The sequence below is a fragment of the Tropicimonas sp. TH_r6 genome, from assembly GCF_033101155.1.
Classification (GTDB): domain Bacteria; phylum Pseudomonadota; class Alphaproteobacteria; order Rhodobacterales; family Rhodobacteraceae; genus Tropicimonas.
In genome coordinates this window covers 1-21,787 of record NZ_JAWMPX010000011.1, presented here as the reverse complement: position 1 = coordinate 21,787, position 21,787 = coordinate 1, and the positions used below count along the sequence as shown (strand labels likewise).

The 21,787-nt window shown below is 62.2% G+C and carries 18 protein-coding genes; 7 read left to right on the top strand and 11 right to left on the bottom strand.

Going from position 1 to position 21,787, the window contains the following annotated elements; translation table 11 throughout:
- The first annotated feature begins 69 nt into the window (after positions 1-69).
- The 3 genes from R3X27_RS12235 (at position 70) to R3X27_RS12225 (ending at position 2,775) form a co-directional block, all read left to right on the top strand.
- Entirely contained in the window at positions 70-762 is a 693-nt protein-coding gene (locus R3X27_RS12235) for a phosphatidylserine decarboxylase (protein WP_317709144.1), read from the top strand.
- A gap of 3 nt (positions 763-765) precedes the next feature.
- Positions 766-1,518 (top strand): CDP-diacylglycerol--serine O-phosphatidyltransferase, encoded by a 753-nt coding sequence (gene pssA / locus R3X27_RS12230; RefSeq protein WP_317709143.1) that lies wholly within the window; start codon positions 766-768, stop codon positions 1,516-1,518.
- Positions 1,519-1,740: 222 nt separating this feature from the next.
- On the top strand, positions 1,741-2,775 hold the full coding sequence (locus R3X27_RS12225) for a fatty acid desaturase (protein ID WP_317709142.1): 1,035 nt from the start codon (positions 1,741-1,743) through the stop codon (positions 2,773-2,775).
- A gap of 135 nt (positions 2,776-2,910) precedes the next feature.
- On the opposite strand, the gene R3X27_RS12220 is transcribed toward R3X27_RS12225, so the two are convergent.
- The 3 genes from R3X27_RS12220 to R3X27_RS12210 all read right to left on the bottom strand — a co-directional run bounded on the left by R3X27_RS12220 (position 2,911) and on the right by R3X27_RS12210 (position 6,699).
- The gene (locus tag R3X27_RS12220) at positions 2,911-3,972 is read right to left on the bottom strand and encodes a patatin-like phospholipase family protein (RefSeq protein ID WP_317709141.1); all 1,062 of its coding nucleotides are present in this window, start codon (positions 3,970-3,972) and stop codon (positions 2,911-2,913) included.
- Positions 3,973-4,223: 251 nt separating this feature from the next.
- Complete coding sequence (locus R3X27_RS12215; RefSeq protein ID WP_317709140.1) at positions 4,224-5,747, bottom strand: phospholipase D family protein; 1,524 nt, start codon at positions 5,745-5,747, stop codon at positions 4,224-4,226.
- A 253-nt stretch (positions 5,748-6,000) separates the two neighbouring features.
- On the bottom strand, positions 6,001-6,699 hold the full coding sequence (locus tag R3X27_RS12210) for an RraA family protein (protein ID WP_317709139.1): 699 nt from the start codon (positions 6,697-6,699) through the stop codon (positions 6,001-6,003).
- Between the two features lie 28 nt (positions 6,700-6,727).
- On the opposite strand from R3X27_RS12210, the gene R3X27_RS12205 reads away from it, so the two are divergent.
- Positions 6,728-8,290 carry an efflux transporter outer membrane subunit gene (locus R3X27_RS12205; protein WP_317709257.1) on the top strand — a complete coding sequence of 521 codons (1,563 nt, stop codon included), beginning with the start codon at positions 6,728-6,730 and terminating at the stop codon, positions 8,288-8,290.
- Positions 8,291-8,455: 165 nt separating this feature from the next.
- Here R3X27_RS12205 and R3X27_RS12200 read toward each other — a convergent pair whose 3' ends face one another.
- From R3X27_RS12200 to R3X27_RS12175, 6 genes are read right to left on the bottom strand one after another with little or no spacing between them, the layout of a single operon-like run.
- Positions 8,456-9,118 carry an RraA family protein gene (locus R3X27_RS12200; RefSeq protein WP_317709138.1) on the bottom strand — a complete coding sequence of 221 codons (663 nt, stop codon included), beginning with the start codon at positions 9,116-9,118 and terminating at the stop codon, positions 8,456-8,458.
- 1 nt (position 9,119) lies between these two features.
- Positions 9,120-9,869: a FadR/GntR family transcriptional regulator gene (locus R3X27_RS12195; protein WP_317709137.1), complete on the bottom strand. Its 750-nt coding sequence runs from the start codon at positions 9,867-9,869 to the stop codon at positions 9,120-9,122.
- On the bottom strand, positions 9,863-10,681 hold the full coding sequence (locus tag R3X27_RS12190; protein WP_317709136.1) for an SDR family oxidoreductase: 819 nt from the start codon (positions 10,679-10,681) through the stop codon (positions 9,863-9,865). Before R3X27_RS12190 ends, R3X27_RS12195 begins: the two co-directional genes overlap by 7 nt.
- Positions 10,682-10,723: 42 nt before the next feature.
- The gene (locus tag R3X27_RS12185) at positions 10,724-12,229 is read right to left on the bottom strand and encodes a tripartite tricarboxylate transporter permease (RefSeq protein WP_317709135.1); all 1,506 of its coding nucleotides are present in this window, start codon (positions 12,227-12,229) and stop codon (positions 10,724-10,726) included.
- Positions 12,230-12,246: 17 nt separating this feature from the next.
- Positions 12,247-12,717: a tripartite tricarboxylate transporter TctB family protein gene (locus R3X27_RS12180; RefSeq protein WP_317709134.1), complete on the bottom strand. Its 471-nt coding sequence runs from the start codon at positions 12,715-12,717 to the stop codon at positions 12,247-12,249.
- 12 nt (positions 12,718-12,729) lie between these two features.
- On the bottom strand, positions 12,730-13,707 hold the full coding sequence (locus tag R3X27_RS12175; protein ID WP_317709133.1) for a tripartite tricarboxylate transporter substrate binding protein: 978 nt from the start codon (positions 13,705-13,707) through the stop codon (positions 12,730-12,732).
- Between the two features lie 612 nt (positions 13,708-14,319).
- Here R3X27_RS12175 and R3X27_RS12170 point away from each other — a divergent pair.
- Positions 14,320-17,004 carry an SH3 domain-containing protein gene (locus R3X27_RS12170; RefSeq protein ID WP_317709132.1) on the top strand — a complete coding sequence of 895 codons (2,685 nt, stop codon included), beginning with the start codon at positions 14,320-14,322 and terminating at the stop codon, positions 17,002-17,004.
- A gap of 228 nt (positions 17,005-17,232) precedes the next feature.
- A complete protein-coding gene (locus tag R3X27_RS12165; RefSeq protein ID WP_317709131.1) occupies positions 17,233-18,063 on the top strand; it encodes an ATP-grasp fold amidoligase family protein in 831 nt (276 codons plus the stop codon).
- 206 nt (positions 18,064-18,269) lie between these two features.
- Here R3X27_RS12165 and R3X27_RS12160 read toward each other — a convergent pair whose 3' ends face one another.
- A complete protein-coding gene (locus R3X27_RS12160; RefSeq protein WP_317709130.1) occupies positions 18,270-19,751 on the bottom strand; it encodes a DUF1254 domain-containing protein in 1,482 nt (493 codons plus the stop codon).
- A 505-nt stretch (positions 19,752-20,256) separates the two neighbouring features.
- Between R3X27_RS12160 and R3X27_RS12155 the strand changes: the two genes are divergently transcribed.
- Entirely contained in the window at positions 20,257-21,174 is a 918-nt protein-coding gene (locus R3X27_RS12155) for a LysR family transcriptional regulator (protein WP_317709129.1), read from the top strand.
- 164 nt (positions 21,175-21,338) lie between these two features.
- Here the strand turns inward: R3X27_RS12155 and R3X27_RS12150 are convergent.
- A partial coding sequence (locus tag R3X27_RS12150) for an AraC family transcriptional regulator (protein ID WP_317709128.1) occupies positions 21,339-21,787 on the bottom strand: 449 nt, incomplete at its 5' end.

The window sequence follows — 21,787 nt, the reverse complement described above, 5'->3', positions numbered from 1 at the left end:
GGTTGTGTTTTGCTTCCCGATGCGATTGGTCTATGTATCTACGGCACTTGAAAGACTGGTAGCCCCTCGATGAAAATGCGCGATACGTTCCTGAAGCCGATGCATCCGGAAGGGCGGAAATTTGTCGCGATCTTCGCGGCCATTACCGCCGTCCTGTTCCTGCTCTCCGCCTTTCTGGGCTGGATCGGGGTTGGGCTGACGGTCTGGTGCTACTATTTCTTCCGTGATCCGGTGCGGGCGACGCCAACGCGAGAGGGCCTGATTGTCAGCCCCGCTGACGGCGTCGTGTCCCTTATCGAGAAGGCCGTACCGCCGGCCGAGCTTGGCATGTCGGACGAGGCGCTGACCCGCGTGAGCGTCTTCATGAGCGTCTTCAATTGCCATGTGAACCGCGCCCCGATTGCGGGCCGGATCGCAGCGATCGCCTATCGTCCGGGCAAATTCTTCAATGCGTCGCTGGACAAGGCGAGTGCCGACAATGAACGCAACAGCCTGTGTATCGAAATGCCGGATGGGCGTCAGATCGCGGTTGTTCAGATCGCGGGCCTGGTCGCGCGGCGAATCGTCTGTTTTTCCTCCGAGGGGGACGGGCTGGAAACCGGCGAGCGATTTGGGTTGATCCGCTTCGGGTCGCGTCTAGATGTCTATCTGCCGGACGGTGTGCATCCGATGGTGAGCCTGGGGCAAACCATGGTCGCCGGGGAGTCGATTATCGCCGACCTGACCTCCGGGGAACCCGCGCGTTCGGCTCGGGTGGACTGAGCGATGCCCGACAACGCGACGGACAAGAAAAAAGACGTTCCCATCTTCCAGCTGCTGCCGAACCTGCTGACCATCATGGCGATTTGCGCAGGCCTGACGGCGATCCGGTTCGGCTATGAGGGAAACTATGAAATGGCTGTCCGCCTGATCGTGGCGGCCTGCGTTCTCGACGGGTTGGACGGTGGTCTGGCGCGCATGATGAAGGCCGAATCTCCGATCGGCGCGGAGCTCGATTCCCTCGCCGATTTTCTGAACTTCGGCGTGGCGCCCGTCCTGATCCTGCACAGTTGGACGCTTCAGGATTTCCGCGGCGCTGGTTGGCTGGCTGTCCTCACCTACAGCATTTGCTGCGTCTTGCGACTGGCCCGCTTCAATGTCAGCAGCCGACTGGAAACCGGCGCCCCACCGTCCGACTTCTTCGTCGGCGTGCCGGCGCCGGCCGGTGCGCTGCTTGTATTGCTGCCCATGGTGCTCTCCTTCGCCGTGTCCGATCTTGCCCTTGCCCCGCCCACCATCATCGCCGCCTATGTCTGCGTTGTCGGCTTGTTGATGATCAGTCGCATCCCGACATATTCCTTCAAGAATGCCGTCGTGGACCGCCGGAACACGAAATTCGTTCTCCTGGGCACCGTGCTCCTGACGGCGGCGCTGCTGACATATCTGTGGGCGACCCTGACCCTGCTGACATTCGCCTATATCGGCTGCATCATCTGGGGGCTCACATCTGTGCGCAGGTCACGGAAAGCCCAGCGGTGACGGAGTTTTGCCGGTAAAGGGCTGCAAATCCCCCGCCATCCGGACGCGCTTGGAAGGCGGCCCCTCAGAGCGAAACAGACGCCGCCGGTCTTCGCGTCAAAGACGCCAGCCCCCCCGTTTCGGCGCCTCAGGTTTTCGATTGGCGTGACCCGACAGCTAGATTTTGCTTGTCATGCGGCGTCGATAGTTTATCCGCGTCCTGAACAACAGAGCAGTAGGTGCATGACAGGAACTTCGGGCTGTAGGGGGGCGCAGCCCAGTCCCCAAAAAGCGAGCGACTGGGTCAGGATTCTGGCGAAGTACCGTGAGCCGAGCAATCGCCGTAGCACGTTTGAACTGGCGATTACCGCCATTCCATTCGTCCTTCTGTGGGGACTCGCCTGGTACGCGCTGTCGATCAGCAACTGGCTCGCGCTGGCGATCTCCCTTCTTGTCGCGCCATTCCTGCTACGCCTGTTTGCGATCCAGCACGATTGCGGGCACGGATCCTTCTTCAAGAACCGGGCTCTCAGCGACTGGGCCGGGCGCTGCATCGGTGTGCTCACCCTGACCCCTTACGACGTCTGGCGGCGGTCACACGCGATTCACCATAGCTCTGCCGGCAATCTGGGCCGCCGGGGAATGGGCGACATCCTGACCCTGACGGTCGAGGAATATGCCGCCCTGACGCCCTTTGGCCGGCTGAAATACCGTCTCTACCGCCACCCGATCGTTCTGTTCGGTTTTGGTCCGGGCTACCTGTTCCTGCTGGAGAACCGACTGCCGCTGGGGCTGATGGACGGCGCGAAATACTGGGTCAGCTCGATGGGCACCAATCTCGCCATCCTTCTGGCCGTTGCGCTGATCTGGTATCTCGGCGGGACGATGCCGCTTCTGCTGATCTTCCTGCCCTCGACCCTGATCGCTGCCACTGCGGGCGTTTGGCTCTTCTACGTGCAACACCAGTTCGAGCACACACAGTGGGAAGCGGAAGGCGACTGGCAGCTTCACGAGTCGGCACTGCACGGCAGCTCGCACTACGTCTTGCCGTCGCCGCTGCAATGGGTCTCCGCCAATATCGGGATCCACCATGTGCACCATCTCTACAGCCGCATTCCGTTCTATCGCCTGCCGGAAGTCCTGCGCGATCACGGCGAGCTGGCCGACAGCAACCGGATGACCATTCGCGAAAGCTTCTCAACGGTCGGCCTGAAACTCTGGGACGCCGAGACACGGCGGCTCGTCTCATTCTCCGAGGCCCACGCCCAACATGGGTGATGCCGGGACAGGGTCCTGAAGTGCTCCTGTTTGCGATGTGACCGTGGTCTAGTCCGGGGAACGCCCCCGGACGGCCCGGAGCCCTCCTCCCGGCCCTGCTCAACGGGTTGCCCCCTGGCACCACCCTGCCCCGAGCTATGGCGACGGCGTGGTGTATGCCGCCGGGATCGATCCGGTCCAGACCTCGTCATTCAACGTTCTGTCAAACGCAAACTCGAAGACCTCTTCCATGCGCAAAGGGTCAAAACTCAGGACATTTTCGGCCTCGGGCCATCCCTCGCGGATATAGGCCAGGTTGAAGCGATACCCCGCTTGCCGCGATCTCGCATGCGCCTTGGTGAGTTCCGAATAGGCGGCGGATTTGAACACCGAGCCGATGGCCTGCTTGGACAGGTCCGTGGCGCGGCCGGAACTGAGCTTGAACTCCGGCTCCAGTGAGATGTTCATCACGGCCCAGACTGTTCCGGCCCGCCCCGTCGCGTTCCGGACGAGGACCGGGTCCGGGATCCAGACCTGCGCGATTGTCCCGGCATCGACATGCAGCTCGGTCAACTCCCTCCCGTTCGATCTTGTTCGGATCGGTTGCGCCGGGAAGGCTGCGGGGATCGACGCCGCCGCAACGATGATGTCGACAATCGTTTCACGCGCGGTGTCCGAGCCTGAGGCGGCAATCGCGCCGATATCCCAGATTGCCATCCTTTGAGCATCGATATTTGCTGTCGCGACATACAATCTGCGTCCGTCGAGATGGGCGGCGGCGATCTCGTCAACCACGTCCTGCGTCACCACCTGGCGAACGAAGGCCTCGACCTTTCTCGCGCTGAACACGCCACTCACACCGGCCAGCGAGGTCGGGCTGACCGCAAGCCTGAAGCCGTCAGCATCCGCCTTGGAGAGCGCGGCCAACATGGGGTCGTAGCGTGACCCGAGAAATGCGATCGGGGCAATGACCGCCCCGATGCTCACCCCGGTCACGATTTCCGGAACCGGGCGTGTGCCGGTTTTCGTCCAGCCACTCAGAAGGCCCGCGCCGAATGCCCCGTCTGGTCCGCCTCCGGACAGCGCGAGGATGTCGATGCGCCCATCGGTGCCGGGCGTGACGTCGCTGAAGGCGCGTGCCTGGACCTCCGCCGGGCTGTCGGCCCAGAACCGTGCGGCGGGCGCCGATAACGGGCCGGCCGCATCGAGATCCTGCAAGGTGTAGGGGGCACGCTCGGGAGGACCACAAGCAGAGAGCCCAAACGCCAGCACACATGACGACAGGACCGCCAGGGAGACGCGCCGTGCGCAGGGCGCCGTGGGGTCCGCACGCCCGGATCGCCCCGGGACAGGGCGGCCGAAGCACCTGGAGATCACCTTGAGAGCCGATACCACCCGGGCCCTCGCATCCATCCGTCCCGGAGCGTCAGGGATGTGCGATCGTCGGATGTCCTTTCCCGCGCGCCACCTCACAATTGCCCCTCGACGGGCAGAAGCCCGGTCAATGTCGCAACGAATTTCCTCCAGGCACTTGCCCCCGGGTCGCTGAACTCGACCTCCCTGCGCGCGCCGTCATCGTAGACCCATGCAAGATTTCCCGCGCTCGTCGGCCGAACCACGTAGGTCAGCGGTGGAAGGGCCTTGATCAATGACCGCTGGAACTCTCCGCCAAGGGTCGGATCGTCGATGAAGATGCCGAATTCCGAGTTGATCTTGATCGAACGCGGGTCGAAATTCAGCGATCCGACAAAGAGTTTTCGACCGTCCACGAGCGCGAGCTTCGTGTGCATCGTGACCTTGGCGGCAGTGTCGTCGCCCGTGGAGACGGCAAGCGCATCCGCACGGATCTCGTAGAGCTCGACGCCCGCTGCGAGAAAATCCTTGCGGTGTCGCTTGTACCCTGCATGCACATAGGCATGATTGGTCGAGGCAAGGGAATTGGTGACGATCCGCACCCGGACCCCGCGCGCCGCCAGATCCGTGAAGAACCGCGCGCCCCAGTCCTCCGGGACGAAATAGGGCGTTACAAGCAGCACTTCCTCGCGCGCGCCCGCCATCGCGTTCAGGAGATCCTGGGCGAGAATCCGTTCTCCCTCGGCAACCGGGACCTTCAGCTTGTCCGGCATGTCGTTGCTCACGCGAATATCGGCAAAAAACGGTCGGTGTTTGCCGGCGCGCAGGTCGGCGAGATAGCGGGAGTTGGTCGCACGCCGGTACAGCCCGGCCAGGGCCTCGGCCTCGCGGGCCTCGAGATCCTGCTGGATCTGACCAAGCTTCGGCGCCTCCTTGGCCGCAAACGCGCCCAAGGGAACAGAGAGCGGATCGTTCCAGTAGATGTCGAACTGATCGGCGATATCCTGCACAGCAGGGCCGGCCACGAACATGTCGAAATCCGTGAACTCCGCCGTCGCATCAACCTGATAATACTCGTCGGCCAGGTTGCGCCCGCCGACGATCCCCATACTGCGATCGACCGTCATCGACTTGTTGTGCATGCGTCGGTTGACGCGGCCAAAGTCGACCAGGAAATTCCAGACTTTCATACTGTTGCGGGACAGAGGGTTCACCAGCCGGACGTCGACATCGGGGTGGGCATCCAACAAGGCGAGTTGGCGATCGCTGGCTGTCGTGAACACGTCGTCCAGCAAGACCCGAACCCGAACGCCGCGCTCGGCCGCCTCCAGCAGCGCCAAGGTGATCAGCGCGCCAGCAAGGTCCGGTTTGAGCAGGAAATACTGCATGTCGATGGAATGCACCGCGGCATCGATTATCCGCAGCCGCGCTCCGAGCGCGTCGTTCCCGTCCACCAGCGGAACGAGGGCTGATTGACCGGGATGTGCTGCGATCTCGCGCTGGATCTGCGTCCCGACATGCCGGGAGACCGGAAGATCCGTGGAGAGAGACCTCTCGCGCGGCGCATCGAACGGAACATTGGTGCAGCCGAACAGCAAGCCGCATGCGAGTGCACTGGACAATACCCGACCGATACGCATTCCGAGTGCCCTCTTCCTTTGATCCCACGCCATGCAAGGCCGTGAACGCCCCGGTTGCGCCGGGGCCAGGGTGGTTGATGTCAGGTGACCATATTCATGTTTTCTTCTCGATCATAGGCTCCGCTGGCGCAACCTGTCTCGGTGGTGCCGAGACGCCATCCTGCAGTGATCCAGTCCCATGACACGTCCCCTGCCCGCTCGACAGCCAGTGACAGCGCTGACCGAGATGACCGCGGCCTGCCCCGCCAACCACTCACTCCCTGAACGCGACCTCATCACTTGCCAACAAGTGCTCGACCCATTCCGGAACGCGCATCCCATCGACGACTTTCTGATCCTGTGCGAGCTCTGCCGCCTTGATGCGTTCGAGCTGTTCAATCACCTCATCGAGGCGCTCGAACGGCACGACAACCACACCATCCCGATCGGCCACGATCATGTCACCGGTTTCAACCTCCTGAGCGCCAATCTGGATAGGAAATCCAACGGCGCCGGGCCCGGACATATGAGGCGACGCGGGCGTAATTCCGGTACACCAGACTGGCAACCCGACCGAAACCAGCCCGGGATAATCTCGCAGCGGACCGTCGGTGACAAACCCCGCCGCGCCGCAGTTCTTCATCATTCCGACCAGACCATCTCCGCCCGCCGCACAGCCAGAATGGGCCGCGAACGAAGACACGACCACGTCCCCCGGCCGAATGAACTTCAACGACGCGAAGACGGCAAGAACGTCACCGGCCCCACATTCCGCTGTCAGCGCCGTACCTGCGGCATTGCAGTCGAGATCCTGACCACCGCCCAGGGGTTGGATGTTGAGAGAAAGCGCCCCCGCGCCAAACATGGCATCAACAACAAACCCGGTCGCGACCCCTTGAAAAGCCGCAATCTGGGCTTCGGACGGACGGCGGAGATCTTTTCGAATTGTCAGCTTTGGGGGGGCCTCGATCACGTGGACATCCTTTTTCTACTTGTCGCGGATGACGGGTCTTGCGCGTTCGGCCACGTTAGATGACAGGCTGGGCGTTGTCGACGTGCGCTCGGCGGTGAAATCGGATCGAGGTCCGAACCCGATCCGGTCCTGCGCTGCGTTTCAAAGCGCGTTCCGGCGGCAACACAGGCCGCGCGATCTTCCTTTGGGATTGAGGCGGCATTCCTTGGCCTGCTACTGGATCTATATGTTGTTGTCGCGAAGAGAAACACTACTCGGGTTGGCCTGCGCAAGCCTTTCAGCCTGCACGGTCGGTCCCGATTTCGAGCAACCGGAGATGGAGTTTCCCGCCCGTTTTCCGTCCAGCGCCGAGACGGCATCACGCAGCCGTGGATCTCAAGCCTGGTGGACCGCGTTCGAGGATGATGCAATCGACCAGATCGTCGAGCTCGGCTTGCGACAGAACCTGGACGTTCGGGCCGCGCTCAAACGGATCGAACAAGCCCGGGCCATCGCTGCCGGCGCTGGATACCCGGTCAGCGGGTCCGCGCGTGTTTCGGAGGGCAAGATCGCCGACAGCAGCGATGGGCAGACCCAATCCGCATTCGGCCGGGTCGAAGCCACATGGAAGCTCGACCTGTTCGGCGAGCTTCGCCGGGAACGGGAGGCGGCCGGCTACAAACTTGACGCCGCCTATGCCGATGCAGACGTCGCGCGGCTCGTTTTGATTGAAGAAGTGATCACGGCCTATGTCGATCTGCGGTTCGCGCAGGAACTCATACGTACCAACCTTACAGAGACCAAATCTCGCGAGAAAACCCTTGAAGCGACGCAGAACCTGTCAGGCGAAGGCGGCGCAAGCGAACTCGAGACCGCGCAAGCGCAGGCCCTGCTGGACAACACGCGCGCACAGAAACCGGAATTCAGGATCCTGTTTCATACGTCGATGAATCGGATCATCGCCCTTCTTGGAGAAATGCCTCAACTGCCTCGACCCAGTCTGGATCGCAAGGCGCCTCAACCGGTTGCCAGGACCAATCTCGTGCAGACCGGTGTGCCCGCTGATCTGATCAGGAACCGGCCGGATGTTCGCAAGGCAGAACGGGACTACGCGGAGGCGCTCGCGCTTGCCGGTGTCGCCGAGGCACAGATCTATCCAGATCTGTTTCTGAGCGGCAATGTGCAGGTCAATTACGACCTGCTTCTTGGCACCGACCTTCCGTCGCGGTTCATCCGGGCCGGACTGGACGTTCCGCTGTTCGACCTTCCGGAGCGAAATGCCCGGGCGCGGGCGGCGCTTGCACGGGCCGAAGAACTGCTGGAGGTCTGGAAGAAAAAGGTCGTGAACGGGGTCGAAGACGTCCAGAATGCCCTGTTCGGGATGAAGAACCACGAAGATGCGGTCGCGGCCACGGAACGGGCGTCAATATCTCAGACGCGCGTGCTGGAGCTGGCCCGTGAAGGCTACATCAAGGGACAAACCGATTTCCTTCAGGTGCTCGACGCGGAACGCGCCGCGCTCTCGGCGGAGAACCGGCTTGCGGAAGACCGCAGAAATCTTGCGCTGGATTTCGTGAACCTGAATGTCGCCCTCGGAGGACGTTTTAGCTGAAACGTAGACCGGCAACGTCCCGCTTGCGTTGCCAACAAGAGAAAACGCCCTGGCCTCCAATCACGGCCACCCCGGCGTCGTTCCCCCTGTATCCTGCCCCGGAAGGCAGCCATCGAGGTTGACCCGACACCGCCGGGCACACCTCTTGCTCCCGATTGGCTCCTGTCAGGCCGCCGGCCAGACCGATTGCAGCTTCTCCCCCGCGAGCAGCCGGTCGCGGCAGGCGGCTTCGTCCTTACCGAGGGCTTCAGCCGCCTCGACCACGGATAGGAGTTTGTCCTTCGCAATGACCAGGACACCGTCGATATCGGCGAAGATCACGTCGCCCGGGCGGATCGTGACGCCGCCGATGGTGATCGGGACCTGGCTTTCCCTCGGTTCCTTCTTGCCGGTGACCCCGACCGGGCTGAGACCCGCCGCAAAGAGCGGATATCCCATCTCGCGGACCTCGGCGATGTCACGGACGGTGCTGTTGACGATGGTCGCGACCAGTCCGCGGGTCTTGGCGCCGGTGGACATCAGCCCGCCCGTACAGGACCCCGCGGCGCAGGATGCCTCGACCACCATGATCCCGCCTTCGGGCGCGCAATCGATGGCATTGTGATAGACATCTTGCGGCATGCCGCGCCGCTGAGACGGGCCAAACAGCACCGTCACGGCCGGCCCGCAGACCACGGCGCCGGGTTCCAGCGCGCCAAAAAGCGAAAGGCCCGGCAGGTAGCCCCAGAGGCCGAGGCTCTCCATGCTGTCATGCACATCGCCCGAATACCATTTCTTCAGGCGCTCGATGGCGTCCCAGTCGGTGTCCGAGTAGTCGAACTTTTCCATCTCAGTCGTCCTTTTCCTGCGGCTGCCTGAGTGCGATTTCGAGATAGGCGGCGCTGTTGTCGATATGCTCGCGCACCGCGTCTGCGGCGGCGGCGGGATCGCGCGAAGCGATCCGGTCGTGGATGCGGGCGTGTTCTTCGTAAGCCCGCTCCAGGGATTTGCTCGGCACCCGGCTGGACACCCGAATGACGCTGATGATCAGATCGAAGAGATGGCGATAGAGCTCGGTCAGAATGGCATTATCAGCCGACGCCACGAGCGCGGCATGAAAATCCGCGTCGCGTTCGGCGAAGAGCTCGTGATCGTCGGAATCGGCGGCCGCGCGAAGCTCGGCCAGCGCTCGGGAGAATGCTGGCCCGATCGGTTCCTCTCGATGGGCAAGGCTCTCGGCAACCTCCACCTCGATCATCCGCCGCACATCCATGAGCTGACGCAGATAACCCGGATCGGAGGCGAAAAGCTGGTGCAGGCTGGTCGCCAGAGTGCCAAGAAACTGCGACACGTCATTGCGCACGACCACCGTGCGCTCACCATGCCGGCGCCGCACAAGGCCCTTGGTCTCCAGCACCTGTATCGCCTCCCGCACCGACCTGGTCGAGACGCCGAAGGATTGCGCAATCGCACTTTCGGCGGGAAGCCTGTCACCGACGGAAAGCTCGCCCGCGAGTATCTGTTCTTCCAACTCCTCGGCGACGGACGCGTGCAGACGCTCCCGTGCCGGCGGCTTGCGCAAGTCCTTCGGTGTCACCACGCCGTGAATCCTCCATCAAGTACGAGATTGGCTCCCGTCATATAGCTCGAAGCCTCGGAGCCAAGAAACTGCACGATCGGCCCGAATTCCTCAATCTCGGCCTGCCGCCCCATCGGAACGCGTTCGAGGAAGGCATCGATGAACTCCTTGTCGAAACTGCCGGTCTTGACGCCGCCGAAGGTCACGAGGTTCACCCGGACGCCTTTTTTCGCCCAGTAGGTCGCGAGATAGCGGGTCATGTTCACAAGGCCGGATTTCGAGGCCGCATAGGAGATTGCCTTGATGAAGGGTTCTCCGTCACGCTCTTCGCGATAGGCGTAGAGCGCCTGGTTGGGCGAGACCATGCCATACATCGAACCCACCATGATGATCGACCCGCGACCGGCTTCGGCCATTTTCGAGCCGACGACCTGCGTTGTCAGCATGACGCCGGTCAGGTTGGTGTCGATGATTTCGTCCCAGAATTTCTGCGGATAGACCTCGAAGGGCGCGTTCTGCTCGGCGCCGCCATCGGGCTTGGAATCGATGCCTGCATTGTTGACGAGGATATGCGGCACGCCCCAATCGGCGATAAGCTGTTCCGTCGCCGCTTCCAGCGCCGCCTTGTCGCGCACACTGGCCTCGTAGACCCGGACGCTGTCGGCCATGTCGCCATATTTCTCCGCGATCTGTTCGCGAGAGAAGGGGCGGCGGGAGAAGATCGCCACCTTGGCGCCGGCCTCGACAAGCGAGGTGGTGAATTGCGTGCCGAGCTGGCCGAGGCCCCCGGTAACGATGGCAACCTTGTCTTTGACGCTGAACGGATTTTCCATGATCGTCTCGCTTTCCTTGTATCTTGAGAAGCCCTTGGAGCTTCAGGAGGCATTCGCCGCACGGCCACGCCAGCGCACCAGCCCGCGCAGGAGCGGCAGAAGCAGCAGCAGGCAGACCACCACGCCGAGCACGGCGGCAATTGGGCGTTCGAAGAAGCCGAGAAGATTGCCGTCGGCGATCTGCATCGACATGATGAAGTTGCGCTCCAGCACCGGCCCGAGCACCAGCCCGAGGATGATGGGCGCGATGGGGAAGCCATTCTCTTCCAGAAGGTACCCGGCGAGGCCCGCGGCGAGCATGACACCGACGCCGAACATCGTGTTGTTGATGGCGAAGCTGCCGACGATGGAGAAAATCAGGATGATCGGCACGATCACCGCGCGCGGCACGGCCAGGATGTGGCGGGCGGAGCGGATGGCGAGATAGCCCAGCGGGATGAGCAGCAGGTTTGCCAGGAAGAAGGTCATGATGATCGCGGTCGGCATCGAGGGGTTCTCGGCGAAGAGACGCGGGCCGGGGTTCAGGCCTTTCATGAAGAGCACGCCGACGGCGATGGCGGTCACGGCGTCGCCGGGGATGCCGAAGACAAGCGCGGGGATCCAGGCCGAGGAGAGGCCCGCATTGTTGCAGGAGGTCGCTTCCACGAGACCTTCCTCGTGCCCGGTTCCGTATTTCTCAGGCGTCTTGGAGAAACGGCGGGACATGCCATAGGCGATCCAGGCGCCAACATCGCCGCCAACCCCGGGCAGTGCGCCGACGGATGTGCCAAGCGTCACGCCGCGCAGGAAGCTGAACGGGTAGCGCTTGAACAACCTGCCGATGCCCTTGTAGGGCCGCGCTGCGCCGAGCTTGGGAGGTGGCGGAAGGGTCGCATTGGAGGAATATCCGCGCAGGATCTCGGCGAAGGCGAACATGCCGATCATCACGGGAATGAAGCTCACCCCGCCCATGAGTTCGACCGAGCCGAATGTGAAACGCGGCTGGCCGGAGGTCACGTCGAGCCCCACGGTGGCGATCAGCAGGCCGATGAGCAGCGAGATGAAGCCGCGCGCCGGGTCGCGCGAGGAGACCAGCGCCGAGGTCATCAACCCCAGCATGGCCAGCCAGAAGAATTCGAAACTGGAGAAGTTGAGCGCGATGCGCGCCAGCGCCGGGCCGATGACGAGCAGCGCCAGCGCCCCCACGAGGCCGCCGCACGCAGAGAAGAAGATCGAGATCGACATGGCCAGTTCGGCCTTGCCCTTGAGGGTCAGCGCATAGGCTTCGTCGACATAGGCCGCCGAGGCGGGCGTGCCGGGGATGCGCAGCAGCGCGCCGGGGATATCGCCCGCGGTGATCGCCATCGCGGTCGTGGCCACGATGGTGGCGATTGCGGGAACCGGCGCCATGTAGAAGGTCACGGGCACCAGAAGCGCGGTCGCCATTGTGGCGGTCAGACCCGGGACCGCGCCGATGAAGAGGCCGTAGATCGCACCGCCGGCAACGGCCAGCAGGACGTCGGCCTGCATCACGATGCCGAGGGCGGTCAGGAACGTGTCAGCGTCCATTGGGGGGCACCTCTATTTCACCAGGGAAGCGGGATCAGGCCGGCCGGTAGCGGCACATGCAGCATTTCGCCGAAGACGAACTGCGCGACGAGGACCGTTCCCAACACGGCAGGGACGGCGACGATGAGGCGCGCTCGGGCGAGGATCATCAGCGGCAGGCAGAAGAGCAGCCCGTAGAGCGGCAGGCCGAGCGTGTCCAGCAACGGGATGGAGGCGGCCACGCCCAGGATGGTCCAGACCGCACTGAGGACGCCGCGTGTGCGGCCATTCCAGGCGCTCAGGTCGATCCAGGGGGCGGTGCCGGCAGCGGCCACGCCCGCCCAGAGGATCTTGAGGCCGAAGCCCATCATGCCAAGCCCGATCAGGATTGGCATGAGATCCGGCCCATAGGTCGTGCCCGGGACGGAGGAAAGGCGCCGCGCGGCGAGGATCGTCGCCAGGCCGAGAAGCGAAAAGAACAGCCCGACAAGCCTGTCATCGATACGCACGGCGCCCTCCCGTCACTTCTCTTCGACGGCCAGGCCGACGGCCTTCATCGCCTCGACCAGCCCGGTGCGGGAGGTCATGACGGTGTCCGTGAAGGTGGCGGCGTCCTGGTAGGCGACCGAGAAGCCGCGCGAGGCCATGAACTCCTTGAAGTCCGGATCGGCCGTGATCTCCGCCAGCGCGCTCGACAGCGTCGAGGTCACTTCCTCGGGCAGATCAGCGGGACCGGCGAGGCCGCGGAACGGCAACGGCGACCATTTGATGCCGAAGACCTCGTCGGTCGTCGGAAGGTCGGGGAAGACTTCGGTCCGTTCACCGGAGATCACCGCAAGTGTCTTGGCTTCGCCGGCCTCGACCAATGTACGCGCCTCGGCGGGCGAGGTGGAAACGACGTCGATGGCGCCAGCGGCGAGCTGTTGCATCGCGGGAGAGGAACCTGCGGATGCGACCCAGGGGCTGGCCTCGGTGTCGCTTCCCAGTTCCTTGAGCAACCCGACCCAGGCTAGGTGCGAGAGACCACCGCGATTGGCGCCGGACGCCTTGATCTCGCCGGGATTGGCCTTCACGTATTCGACAAGATCCTCGACCGTCTCGTAGGGCGCGTCGGCGCGGACATTGATGCCGATCGGATCGGCGTTGAAGCGACCGATCAGGGTGTAGTTTTCAGGTTCTGCGCCGGGGATGCCCTGCGCCTTGTACATCGTCGTCTCGATGGTGATGACGCCCAGCGTGTAGCCGTCGGCCGGGGCGTTGGCGATAGTGATATGGCCCACAAGGCCGCCGCCGCCGGTGCGGTTGACGACGTTGAAGGGCTGGCCGAAGCGCTCTTCGAGCTGTTGGGCCAGGGTGCGTGCCGTTGCGTCGGTTCCGCCGCCCGCGGACCATGGAACAACGATCGTGACGGCCCGTTCGGGCCATTCTGCCTGTGCCGCACCGGCCAGGCCACAGAGTGCGAATACGCCCGCCGAGACGGCGACGATTGCATTTTTCATGTTGGGTTCCTCCGTTAGCCGGCTCCTCCCGCCGGCAAAGTCGCTCTGGAAAGCGCAGGAGTCTTATCTTATGACATAAGTCATATGTCAAGAGATGGCATGTCGCCAACCATAGGCCCGGATGACGCACCCCGCCCCACACGACCCCGTCTTATTCAGGACAGACGTCATGGTCCTCCCCCCCGTGCAAGGGGCACGCCGGGAGCCAGCATTGTCGTTGAATTCGAGAAGACGCTCGATCTCCCGCACTGGCTCAATTCGGGACGGATGATCGGCCCGCAAATGGCGAGCGCCGCTCTGGCACAGTCAAGGCCCGCCACCGGGTCGCTGCGCGACAGGACCGGTGTTTCAACCGGCTGTGGAGCTGGGGCTATCAAGATCGAGTTGCCGCACTGCGTGCCGAGTGGTCGACATGATGACGTGCCCGATTGGAAATATCTGCACTTGTTTTTTAAGCCGAAGGCGGGTGATGTGATTTCAAAGGCCATTTCAGGACCTGTGGGCGCGACGACTCGCGCCGACCGGGCCCATCCTGAACAGGGCCCCGGCGACTCTTTCGGAGCCGAACCACCGGAGGCCTTTCGTGCCTTCAAAGCCCAGAAAGGACAATTCGTGCAGAGATTTGTTGCTTCCGGAATGATTGTCGTCCTGACAACAACGTCGGTGTTCTCGCAGCCCGCATTCACCACCGCGAACGTCAATTTTCGCTCCGGACCCGGCACATCCTACGGGACAATCGGAACCATCCCGGAGGGCGCAGAGGTCGACCTGTCCGATTGTGACGAGTCCGGAAGCTGGTGCGCGGTCGAATTCGAGGGCCAGACAGGCTTTTCCAGTGGCAAATACCTGCAATTGGCCGAGGCGGAAGACGACCTTGGCTGGCCGCGCGCGTTTGACCTGTCCGATGGCAGCTTCATCGTCCTGCACGAGCCGCAATATTCCGAATGGGACTCGGTCGAGAATCTCGAAGCTCTGATCGCGGCCGAGTATTACCGTTCGGCCGAGGCGGAACCCGTCTTCGGCGTCATCGGGCTTGCCGTCAAACTGCGCCGCACCGACGATCCGGATGCCGTTGCCATGTCCGACCCGACCATTTCGCGGGTGGATTTCGGCACCTTGGGCCGAGAGGCAGTGAGCGCCCTGTCTGTCGATGTGGGCGACCTTCTGCCAACAGGCGAGATCCTTGTGCCAACCGAACGGGTCGCGGCGAAACTGGCGGATATCGATGAACAGACGGATGTTGATGGCCTGACCTTCGATGCCCCGACCGTCTTCATCTCCGACGGTCCGTCGCGGTTGCTGATGACCGATGGCGAGCCCGTCTTCGCACCGGTTGGCGGCACATCGACGGCGGAATTCGTCGTCAATACCAACTGGGACCTGTTTCGCACCGACGGCACGCTCTATCTCCGCGACGAAACACATTGGCTCACGGCCGCCGAGATCACAGGCCCCTGGGAGGCGACGCAAGAGCTTCCCGAGGCCCTGTCCGCGCTGCCGGATGACGGCTCCTGGGACGACGCGAAGGCGGCCGTGCCGGGCACCCCCTATGACGACGCCACCCCGGAGGTGTTCTATGCCGATGCGCCGGCCGAACTGATCAACAGCGATGGCCCGCCGGTTTACGAAGATGTCCCGGGCGGAGATCTGGAATGGATGTCAAACTCGGAATCGGACGTGTTCCGGCTCAAGTCCTCGGGCGTGTATTACTACCTTGTCTCCGGGCGCTGGTTCAGCGCGCCGTCACTGGATGGGCCATGGACTTTCGCGACCGAAGACCTCCCGGCGGACTTCCTCGCTATTCCGGATGACGTTCCGTATTACTCCGTGCGCGCCTCCGTTCCCGATACGTCGGAGGCCAAGGAGGCAAGGCTGCGGGCGTCCATCCCGGAGGTGGTCGAAGTCAGCCGCGACATGATCGAGATGCCGACGGTTGTCTATGATGGCGAGCCGGTCTTCGAGCCGATCGAAGAAACCGATCTCAAGCTTGCGGCCAACACCGAAAGCCAGGTGATACAGGTCGGTGCGGCCTATTTCCTGATCCTCGACGGCATCTGGTTCACGTCCAGCTCGCCGGAAGGACCGTGGGAGATCGCCGAGAGCGTGCCCGAGGCAATCTACGAGATTCCGCCCAGCTCCTCGGCCTACAACACCACCTATGTCCGCATCTACGAGAGCAGCCCGATGCGCGTCTACTACCGCTACCATCCGGGGTACTGGTGGTCCTTCCTCGCCTGGGGCGTTCTGGTCTACGGCACCGGCTGGCGCTATCGTCCGTACTACCGGTACAGCCGCTATCCCGTGTATTACCCGCGCCCGATCACGTTCGGCTCGCGCGCCTATTACAACCCGGCCCGGGGCGCATATGGTCGATACGGCTATGGCTACGGCCCCTATCGCGGACTGGCCGCAACGTCGGTCTTCAACCCGACCAATGGAAACTACGCACGCGGCGCACGCGCCTGGGGCGATAACGGCCAGCGTGGCTTCATCGCTGCGGGCTCTCCGGCGAACAAGGCCGGCGTGGTCGCGCGGGGCGGCAACGGCGCTTATGGAAGCTGGGGATCGGCCGTCATTCGCAAGGGTCCGGAGGTCGGAAAGATCTCCGGCGGATCGACGGACAAGGGCCGTGGCGTGAAGTGGGACAGCACCAAGGGGACCGGTTTCGCGGTCTCCGGTCGCCGTGGAAACGTGCTCGCCGGAAACGACGGCAGCGTCTACCGCAAATCCGGGGACGAATGGCAGAAATGGGATGGTGACGGCTGGGGTGGAGTCGCTCCGCCCGAACGGAGCGAAATCCGTGGATCGGACCGCGCCTCGGCCCTTCAGGACCGCGCAGGTGGTGCATCTGCCCTGCAGGACCGCGCAGGCGGTGCGGCTGCAGCGGGGGCCGCGGCTGGCGTGGCTGCTGGCGCCATTCAAAACAGGCCTGCAGGATCCCGACCGAACCAACCCGCGGCTGGCACAAACCGCCCTGCGGCTGGCGCAGACCGCCCCGCAACCGGCGCAAATCGCCCGGCGACCGGGAATACACCGACCCGAAAACCATCCAACCTTCCGCAGGTGAACCGACCTTCGACGCAACCCGCAGCGAAAGCGCCTGCACGCACGCAGCAAAGCAGGCCACAAACCAAACAACGGGCGCCGTCCAACGTGCAGCGGGACAGCCAGGCACGCCAAAAGGCGAACCAGCGATCGATGCAGAAATCCGCCCCAAGGAAGGCCAGCCCGCAGCGGTCGCGCCCGTCTGGAAGCAGGCCGAGCGGCGGCGGCAGAGGTGGCGGGCTGCGGAGATAGGAGGCCCCGGCGTGCAACTTGCGGAGGTCGCGGATGCCCTGTCAAGAGAGAGGGGGTCGCCGGAATCGGACCAGGAGGTTGCGTGGATCGCAGCCTTTGGATGACGTTGACAGCCGTTTGCGGCAAATGGCAAGCCGCCCTTGGAACGCCGTGAAAAAGGGTTCAAAAACAATCCAATGCTGTTAAAGAAACGGCCCAACGACCTGCGGGATGTGACAAGGATCTTCAATGCCCGAGCTAAAGCTGTCCGACCAAATTCAGTCCATACGGGAACTGAGGAGAAGAACTCCGCAGAACTGGATGAAGCCATTCTTCAACAAGGAAGCTGGCCGCCAATTTGTTTCCAAGTTCGGCCTGCAGGGACCAGAGGTGTATTTCAGGTTCGATTCTATCGACGACCTGCCCGAAGTTGAAGACCTCCCACGTTCCTGTGTTGTCAAACCCGTCAATGGCAATGGGAACCGCGGTGTTTTCTGTATCAAGGATGGTTGGGAAATTCTGGACAACCAACCGGTCACCCGGAAGCAGATTCTAGAAAGCTTTGTGAAGCATGAAGTGATCACCAACTCCAAGGTTATCGTGGAGGAGCTTGTCACCGATTATTCCAACAGGAGGGGGCTTCCGCGTGATTTCAAGTTTTACAACTTCGGCAGCCGGTGTGCCTTCATCCATATCGTCGAACGGAATCACAGGAAAGATCAGACCAAGAATAGACACTGGTTTTTGAAGGAAGATCGCAGCCCGTTCGAATATCGGTTCATCTCCACTCAAAGGCACTGCAAGGAAGAAATTGAACTGCCTTCATACTTTGATGAGATGTTGCGCATGGCGAAGAAGATTTCAGCCCATATGAACTCCTTTGTGCGTGTGGATTTATACGCATCGACCGATGGCCCTGTTTTTGGAGAACTCACTGCATTTCCGCATGGTGGCAACGGATACATGGAAGACGCCGATGTCTTTCTGGGTCAACAATGGCGTGGGTATTACGGGGGATCTCATTTGGATTTCGTGAAGTACTTCAGGGAGTACATCAAAGCTCGGCTGCATGTGCGGTGACGTGCGTGTGGCATCGGCAACCGCCGGTTTGCCTCATGATGGCCCCTGTGCTCGCGCCGTCCCTCGGAAGGAGCTCGCGAGCAATAGAACTGCCGTAATCCCCCCCGGCTAGAGAGCGGGCGCTCGGCAGAAAATGCACGAACGCCCGATCCAAGGTTTCAGAAGGGCTTGGAGCCGCCCGAGGCCGCTCCAAACGATTTTGTCGATCACTGCTTGGCTTCGGCGCCACCACAGTTGCACTCGTCCCCGCTGCTCGCAAAGCTCATCAGTTCGATATCGCCCGGGCGCCAGGTCTGATCGAACCAGGGCTCAAGCGGACCATAGAGCCGGAAGATCGTGTTCCAGCCCTTTCCCGGCACTGTCTGAACCCAGTTGCTTTCCTTGCCTTCCGGAGCTTCGGGCGCGAAATAGATATCGTAGGATCCATCCTCGTTCTGGACCACGTCGCTGTCATTGCTGCCAATGGCCGGGAATTGATCATCGGTCTGCAGCATCGACCGGGTCTGGTTGTCGTAGAGCGTGAAGGACCAGAAATCCTCGGCCGGGACATCGGCGGGGACGTTCACCTTGTAGGTCTTGCCACCATCCAGCGGATTTCCGTTCGAATCCCGATAGGTGAAGGCGTATTGCGACCCCTTGCCAACCGCTTTCAACGCCATCGCCGGTGTCACGCCGGTTGCATAGAAATGGAAGGCCGCCCGGATATCATGGACCGTCACACCGTCGATCTCCCAGGTATAGGCACCGCCGGGAAAGGCCGTCTGCCAGTAGCTTTCGCCGGGATACCAGTAGAAGCGCTCATCGCGCGGTTTCGAAATGATGGTCTTGACGGTCACGGCCCCTGCGGCGGCGGCGGCTTCCAGGATCGGCTGCATCCGCGAATCCGGCGCAAACTCCTGCCCTTTGACGATGCCGATGGCCGCGAGATGGCCCAACAGCTCCGGACGTTCCCCCATCAGCGGCTCACGCTGGACCACTGCGTTGATCTCGTCGAAGATCTCCACATCCATCCGGTGGATCGTGTTGAAGAGCTTGCCCGAGACATTGACGAAGGTCATCTCCGGCGGGTTCTCGGCCTGCGAAAGCGGATAGATCTTGAAGCGCTCCTTGGTCTGGGAAACGGCCTTGTCTGTCGTTCCATCCTCCTGGTAGCCGCGCCACAGGACCCAGTTCCCATAGGTGTTCGTCTGCGCGACATGATAGCCCTCCGGCACGTCGCCCTCATGTCCCGGCGGCAGGATCAGGAACTTGCCCCCCTGCCCTTCATCCGGTCCGAGATTTCCGAAGTCGGTCACATAACGGAACCAGGCGTCATTGAGAAAACCGAGAACATTCGGCGGCGTCTCGATGACCATCGGTTCATCGCCGAGTTCGAGCCAGGACATCATGTAGACGCTGGTGGTGTTGGCGGTGAGGAACAGCGCGCGCGAATCCATCAGGCCTTCGAACAGGATGGCCGTGGTGTTGGCGGGTCCGAACTCGAGGATACCCGTGCGCAGGCCTTCCATCGACGCGATCTTGGTCCCGTCGAGAACCGTCTGATAGGCGTGGGTGAAGTCCAGAAGGTTGTAGATCTTCTGCGCGGATTCCGTATCCGGGACACCGTCGAAGAAGTTCAGTTCCCCGACCCGCGTTTGGATATTGTCCGGCGTGGTGATCCCTTCCGGGAACTCCGTCGTCATTTCCATCCTTGGTACATCCTGCGCCGAGGCAAGACCTGCGACACAGACCGCTGCTGCCAGCGCTGTCGCTCGCGAAAGTTTCCAGATCACGTTTTTTTCTCCTCCCGATGGGCCTGCAATGCGCAACCCCTGATGACTGTAACTCAAAACAACCGAAGGGCGAGTGCCCGCCGGTCGGCAAGCGCATTTTTCTTCAGATTTCGACACCCGACTTTCCATCGAGGCCGTATCGATCGCCGCGCAAGATCCGAGCGCTGGCGGGAATGACAGCCCGATGGGACCGTGCGGCCCTCCGTCCGGTGGCGCCAAATTCAGTTCAATCCCTTTGTGACATCCGCGTTTTCACCCGCCAAACGAGACAACACTGACACTGTGTTCTCGGGCCGCCGCCCCCGGAACGCTCGAAGCCCGATTGCCATTCGATGCCGACATGCGGAGAAAACGTCCCATCATCGGCTTCGACCCTAGCCCCCCTTTGCCACGGTGCAATCGATGGGTATCGATAGTGGATATGAAAAACATCGATTTCGCGTCGCTTGACTGGCAGCTGCTCAACACGTTCCTGAAGATCCATGAGGAGTGCTCGGTCTCAGGGGCCGCCTTGCGGCTTGGGTTGCAGCAATCCACGGTGAGCCATGCTCTCGGCCGTCTCCGAGCCATCTTCGACGACCCGCTCTTCGTTCGCTCCGGTCAGAAGATGGTGCCGACGGAGCGCGCCCTGGCTCTGCAACCCAGGGTTCGGACGATCCTCGACGACCTGCAGGGCCTCGCCGATCTGAGGCCGTTCGACCCGCGAGAAGAGGAAATGTCATTTATCGTCGCCGCAAACGATCTGCAGCGCGACCTGATCTTTCCCAGTCTGCTGCGCGACCTGACGCAGGAGGGAATCAGCGTCGCGTTCGAGTTCATTCCTTCCGGCCACCCGGCGCCGGGCATGATGCGCGACGCAAGATGTCACCTCGCCCTGACCCCGTTTCCACCTGATACCACCGACATCCTGCAAAAGGCGATCCTGCATGGTCGCATGATGTGCTTCTATGACGGCTCGATACGAAAGCCACCGAGAACCTGGGAGGAGTACTGCGCCGCAGACCGCCTGACGGTTCGTTTTCCGGATGGCGGAACCTCCCTGCGGGCGCTGACCGGAATCGACACGTCCCGGATCCGGGACGCCCATGTCTCCGTGCCAAACTTCAATGCGATGCCGGCCTTCCTCAGGGGCACGAATTTGCTGGCAACAGAAATAGATCTCATGAAACGCGCCGCGCTGGCCGAATTCGACATGGCGCCACTTCCCAAACCCTCAGATCCCGTGACGATTTTCATGACATGGCATCAACGGAGCACGAACGACCCCGCCCATATCTGGCTGCGAGATCGGATCGAGGAAACAGCAAGGCGGGTCATGGCTGCCAATCCGGAGCCCTGAAAGAGCGATCGGATGGATCGGGAATAGCTTCTGATCCTCTCAACCTGGATCGAAATCGCCCCGGAACCCCATGGATCTGTCTCTGTCTCGCAGCGTGAAGCACAGCGGAGTGTCCCGTCCTAATGTGGTCGTCCCGAACCGACCTGCAGCTCTTGAAAGACCCGTCACCGTGTCTGCGCCGAATGGCCGTCGCGGTCCTTCGTATCTGACATGCTGCGTCTGTATTCCGACGGGGACAGGCCCACTTCCTTCCTGAACGCCTTGCAGAAATAGTTCGCGTCGTTGAAGGAGAGGTCGAGTGCGATATTACCGATTGGCAGGTCACTGCTGGCCAAAAGGTCCTTGGCCCGCGTGATGCGCCGTTCCCGTATGTAGGAGACGAAGTTCGCGTCCATCTCCTTACGGAACAGACGGCTCAGGTAGCAGGGGCTGATATGGGCAAAATCGGCGGCCCTTTCCAACGTGACGCGCTTGTGCAGGTTCCTCTCGATGAAGTTCAGCACGTCCTGAACATGATCCGAGCTCCGCGTGCCACCCTGCCCCTTCGCCTCGAACAGAAGGTCGACAACCTGGAACACTAGCTCCTGCACCTGGAAGTGACTGGAATGCCCCC

Coding starts and splice junctions, on each gene's coding strand:
- R3X27_RS12235 (WP_317709144.1), top strand. CDS start 70: ATGAAAATGCGCGATACGTTCCTGAAGCCGATGCATCCGGAAGGGCGG.
- pssA (WP_317709143.1), top strand. CDS start 766: ATGCCCGACAACGCGACGGACAAGAAAAAAGACGTTCCCATCTTCCAG.
- R3X27_RS12225 (WP_317709142.1), top strand. CDS start 1,741: ATGACAGGAACTTCGGGCTGTAGGGGGGCGCAGCCCAGTCCCCAAAAA.
- R3X27_RS12215 (WP_317709140.1), bottom strand. CDS start 5,747: ATGCGTATCGGTCGGGTATTGTCCAGTGCACTCGCATGCGGCTTGCTG.
- R3X27_RS12205 (WP_317709257.1), top strand. CDS start 6,728: ATGACGGGTCTTGCGCGTTCGGCCACGTTAGATGACAGGCTGGGCGTT.
- R3X27_RS12200 (WP_317709138.1), bottom strand. CDS start 9,118: ATGGAAAAGTTCGACTACTCGGACACCGACTGGGACGCCATCGAGCGC.
- R3X27_RS12190 (WP_317709136.1), bottom strand. CDS start 10,681: ATGGAAAATCCGTTCAGCGTCAAAGACAAGGTTGCCATCGTTACCGGG.
- R3X27_RS12185 (WP_317709135.1), bottom strand. CDS start 12,229: ATGGACGCTGACACGTTCCTGACCGCCCTCGGCATCGTGATGCAGGCC.
- R3X27_RS12175 (WP_317709133.1), bottom strand. CDS start 13,707: ATGAAAAATGCAATCGTCGCCGTCTCGGCGGGCGTATTCGCACTCTGT.
- R3X27_RS12165 (WP_317709131.1), top strand. CDS start 17,233: ATGCCCGAGCTAAAGCTGTCCGACCAAATTCAGTCCATACGGGAACTG.
- R3X27_RS12160 (WP_317709130.1), bottom strand. CDS start 19,751: ATGGAAATGACGACGGAGTTCCCGGAAGGGATCACCACGCCGGACAAT.
- R3X27_RS12155 (WP_317709129.1), top strand. CDS start 20,257: ATGAAAAACATCGATTTCGCGTCGCTTGACTGGCAGCTGCTCAACACG.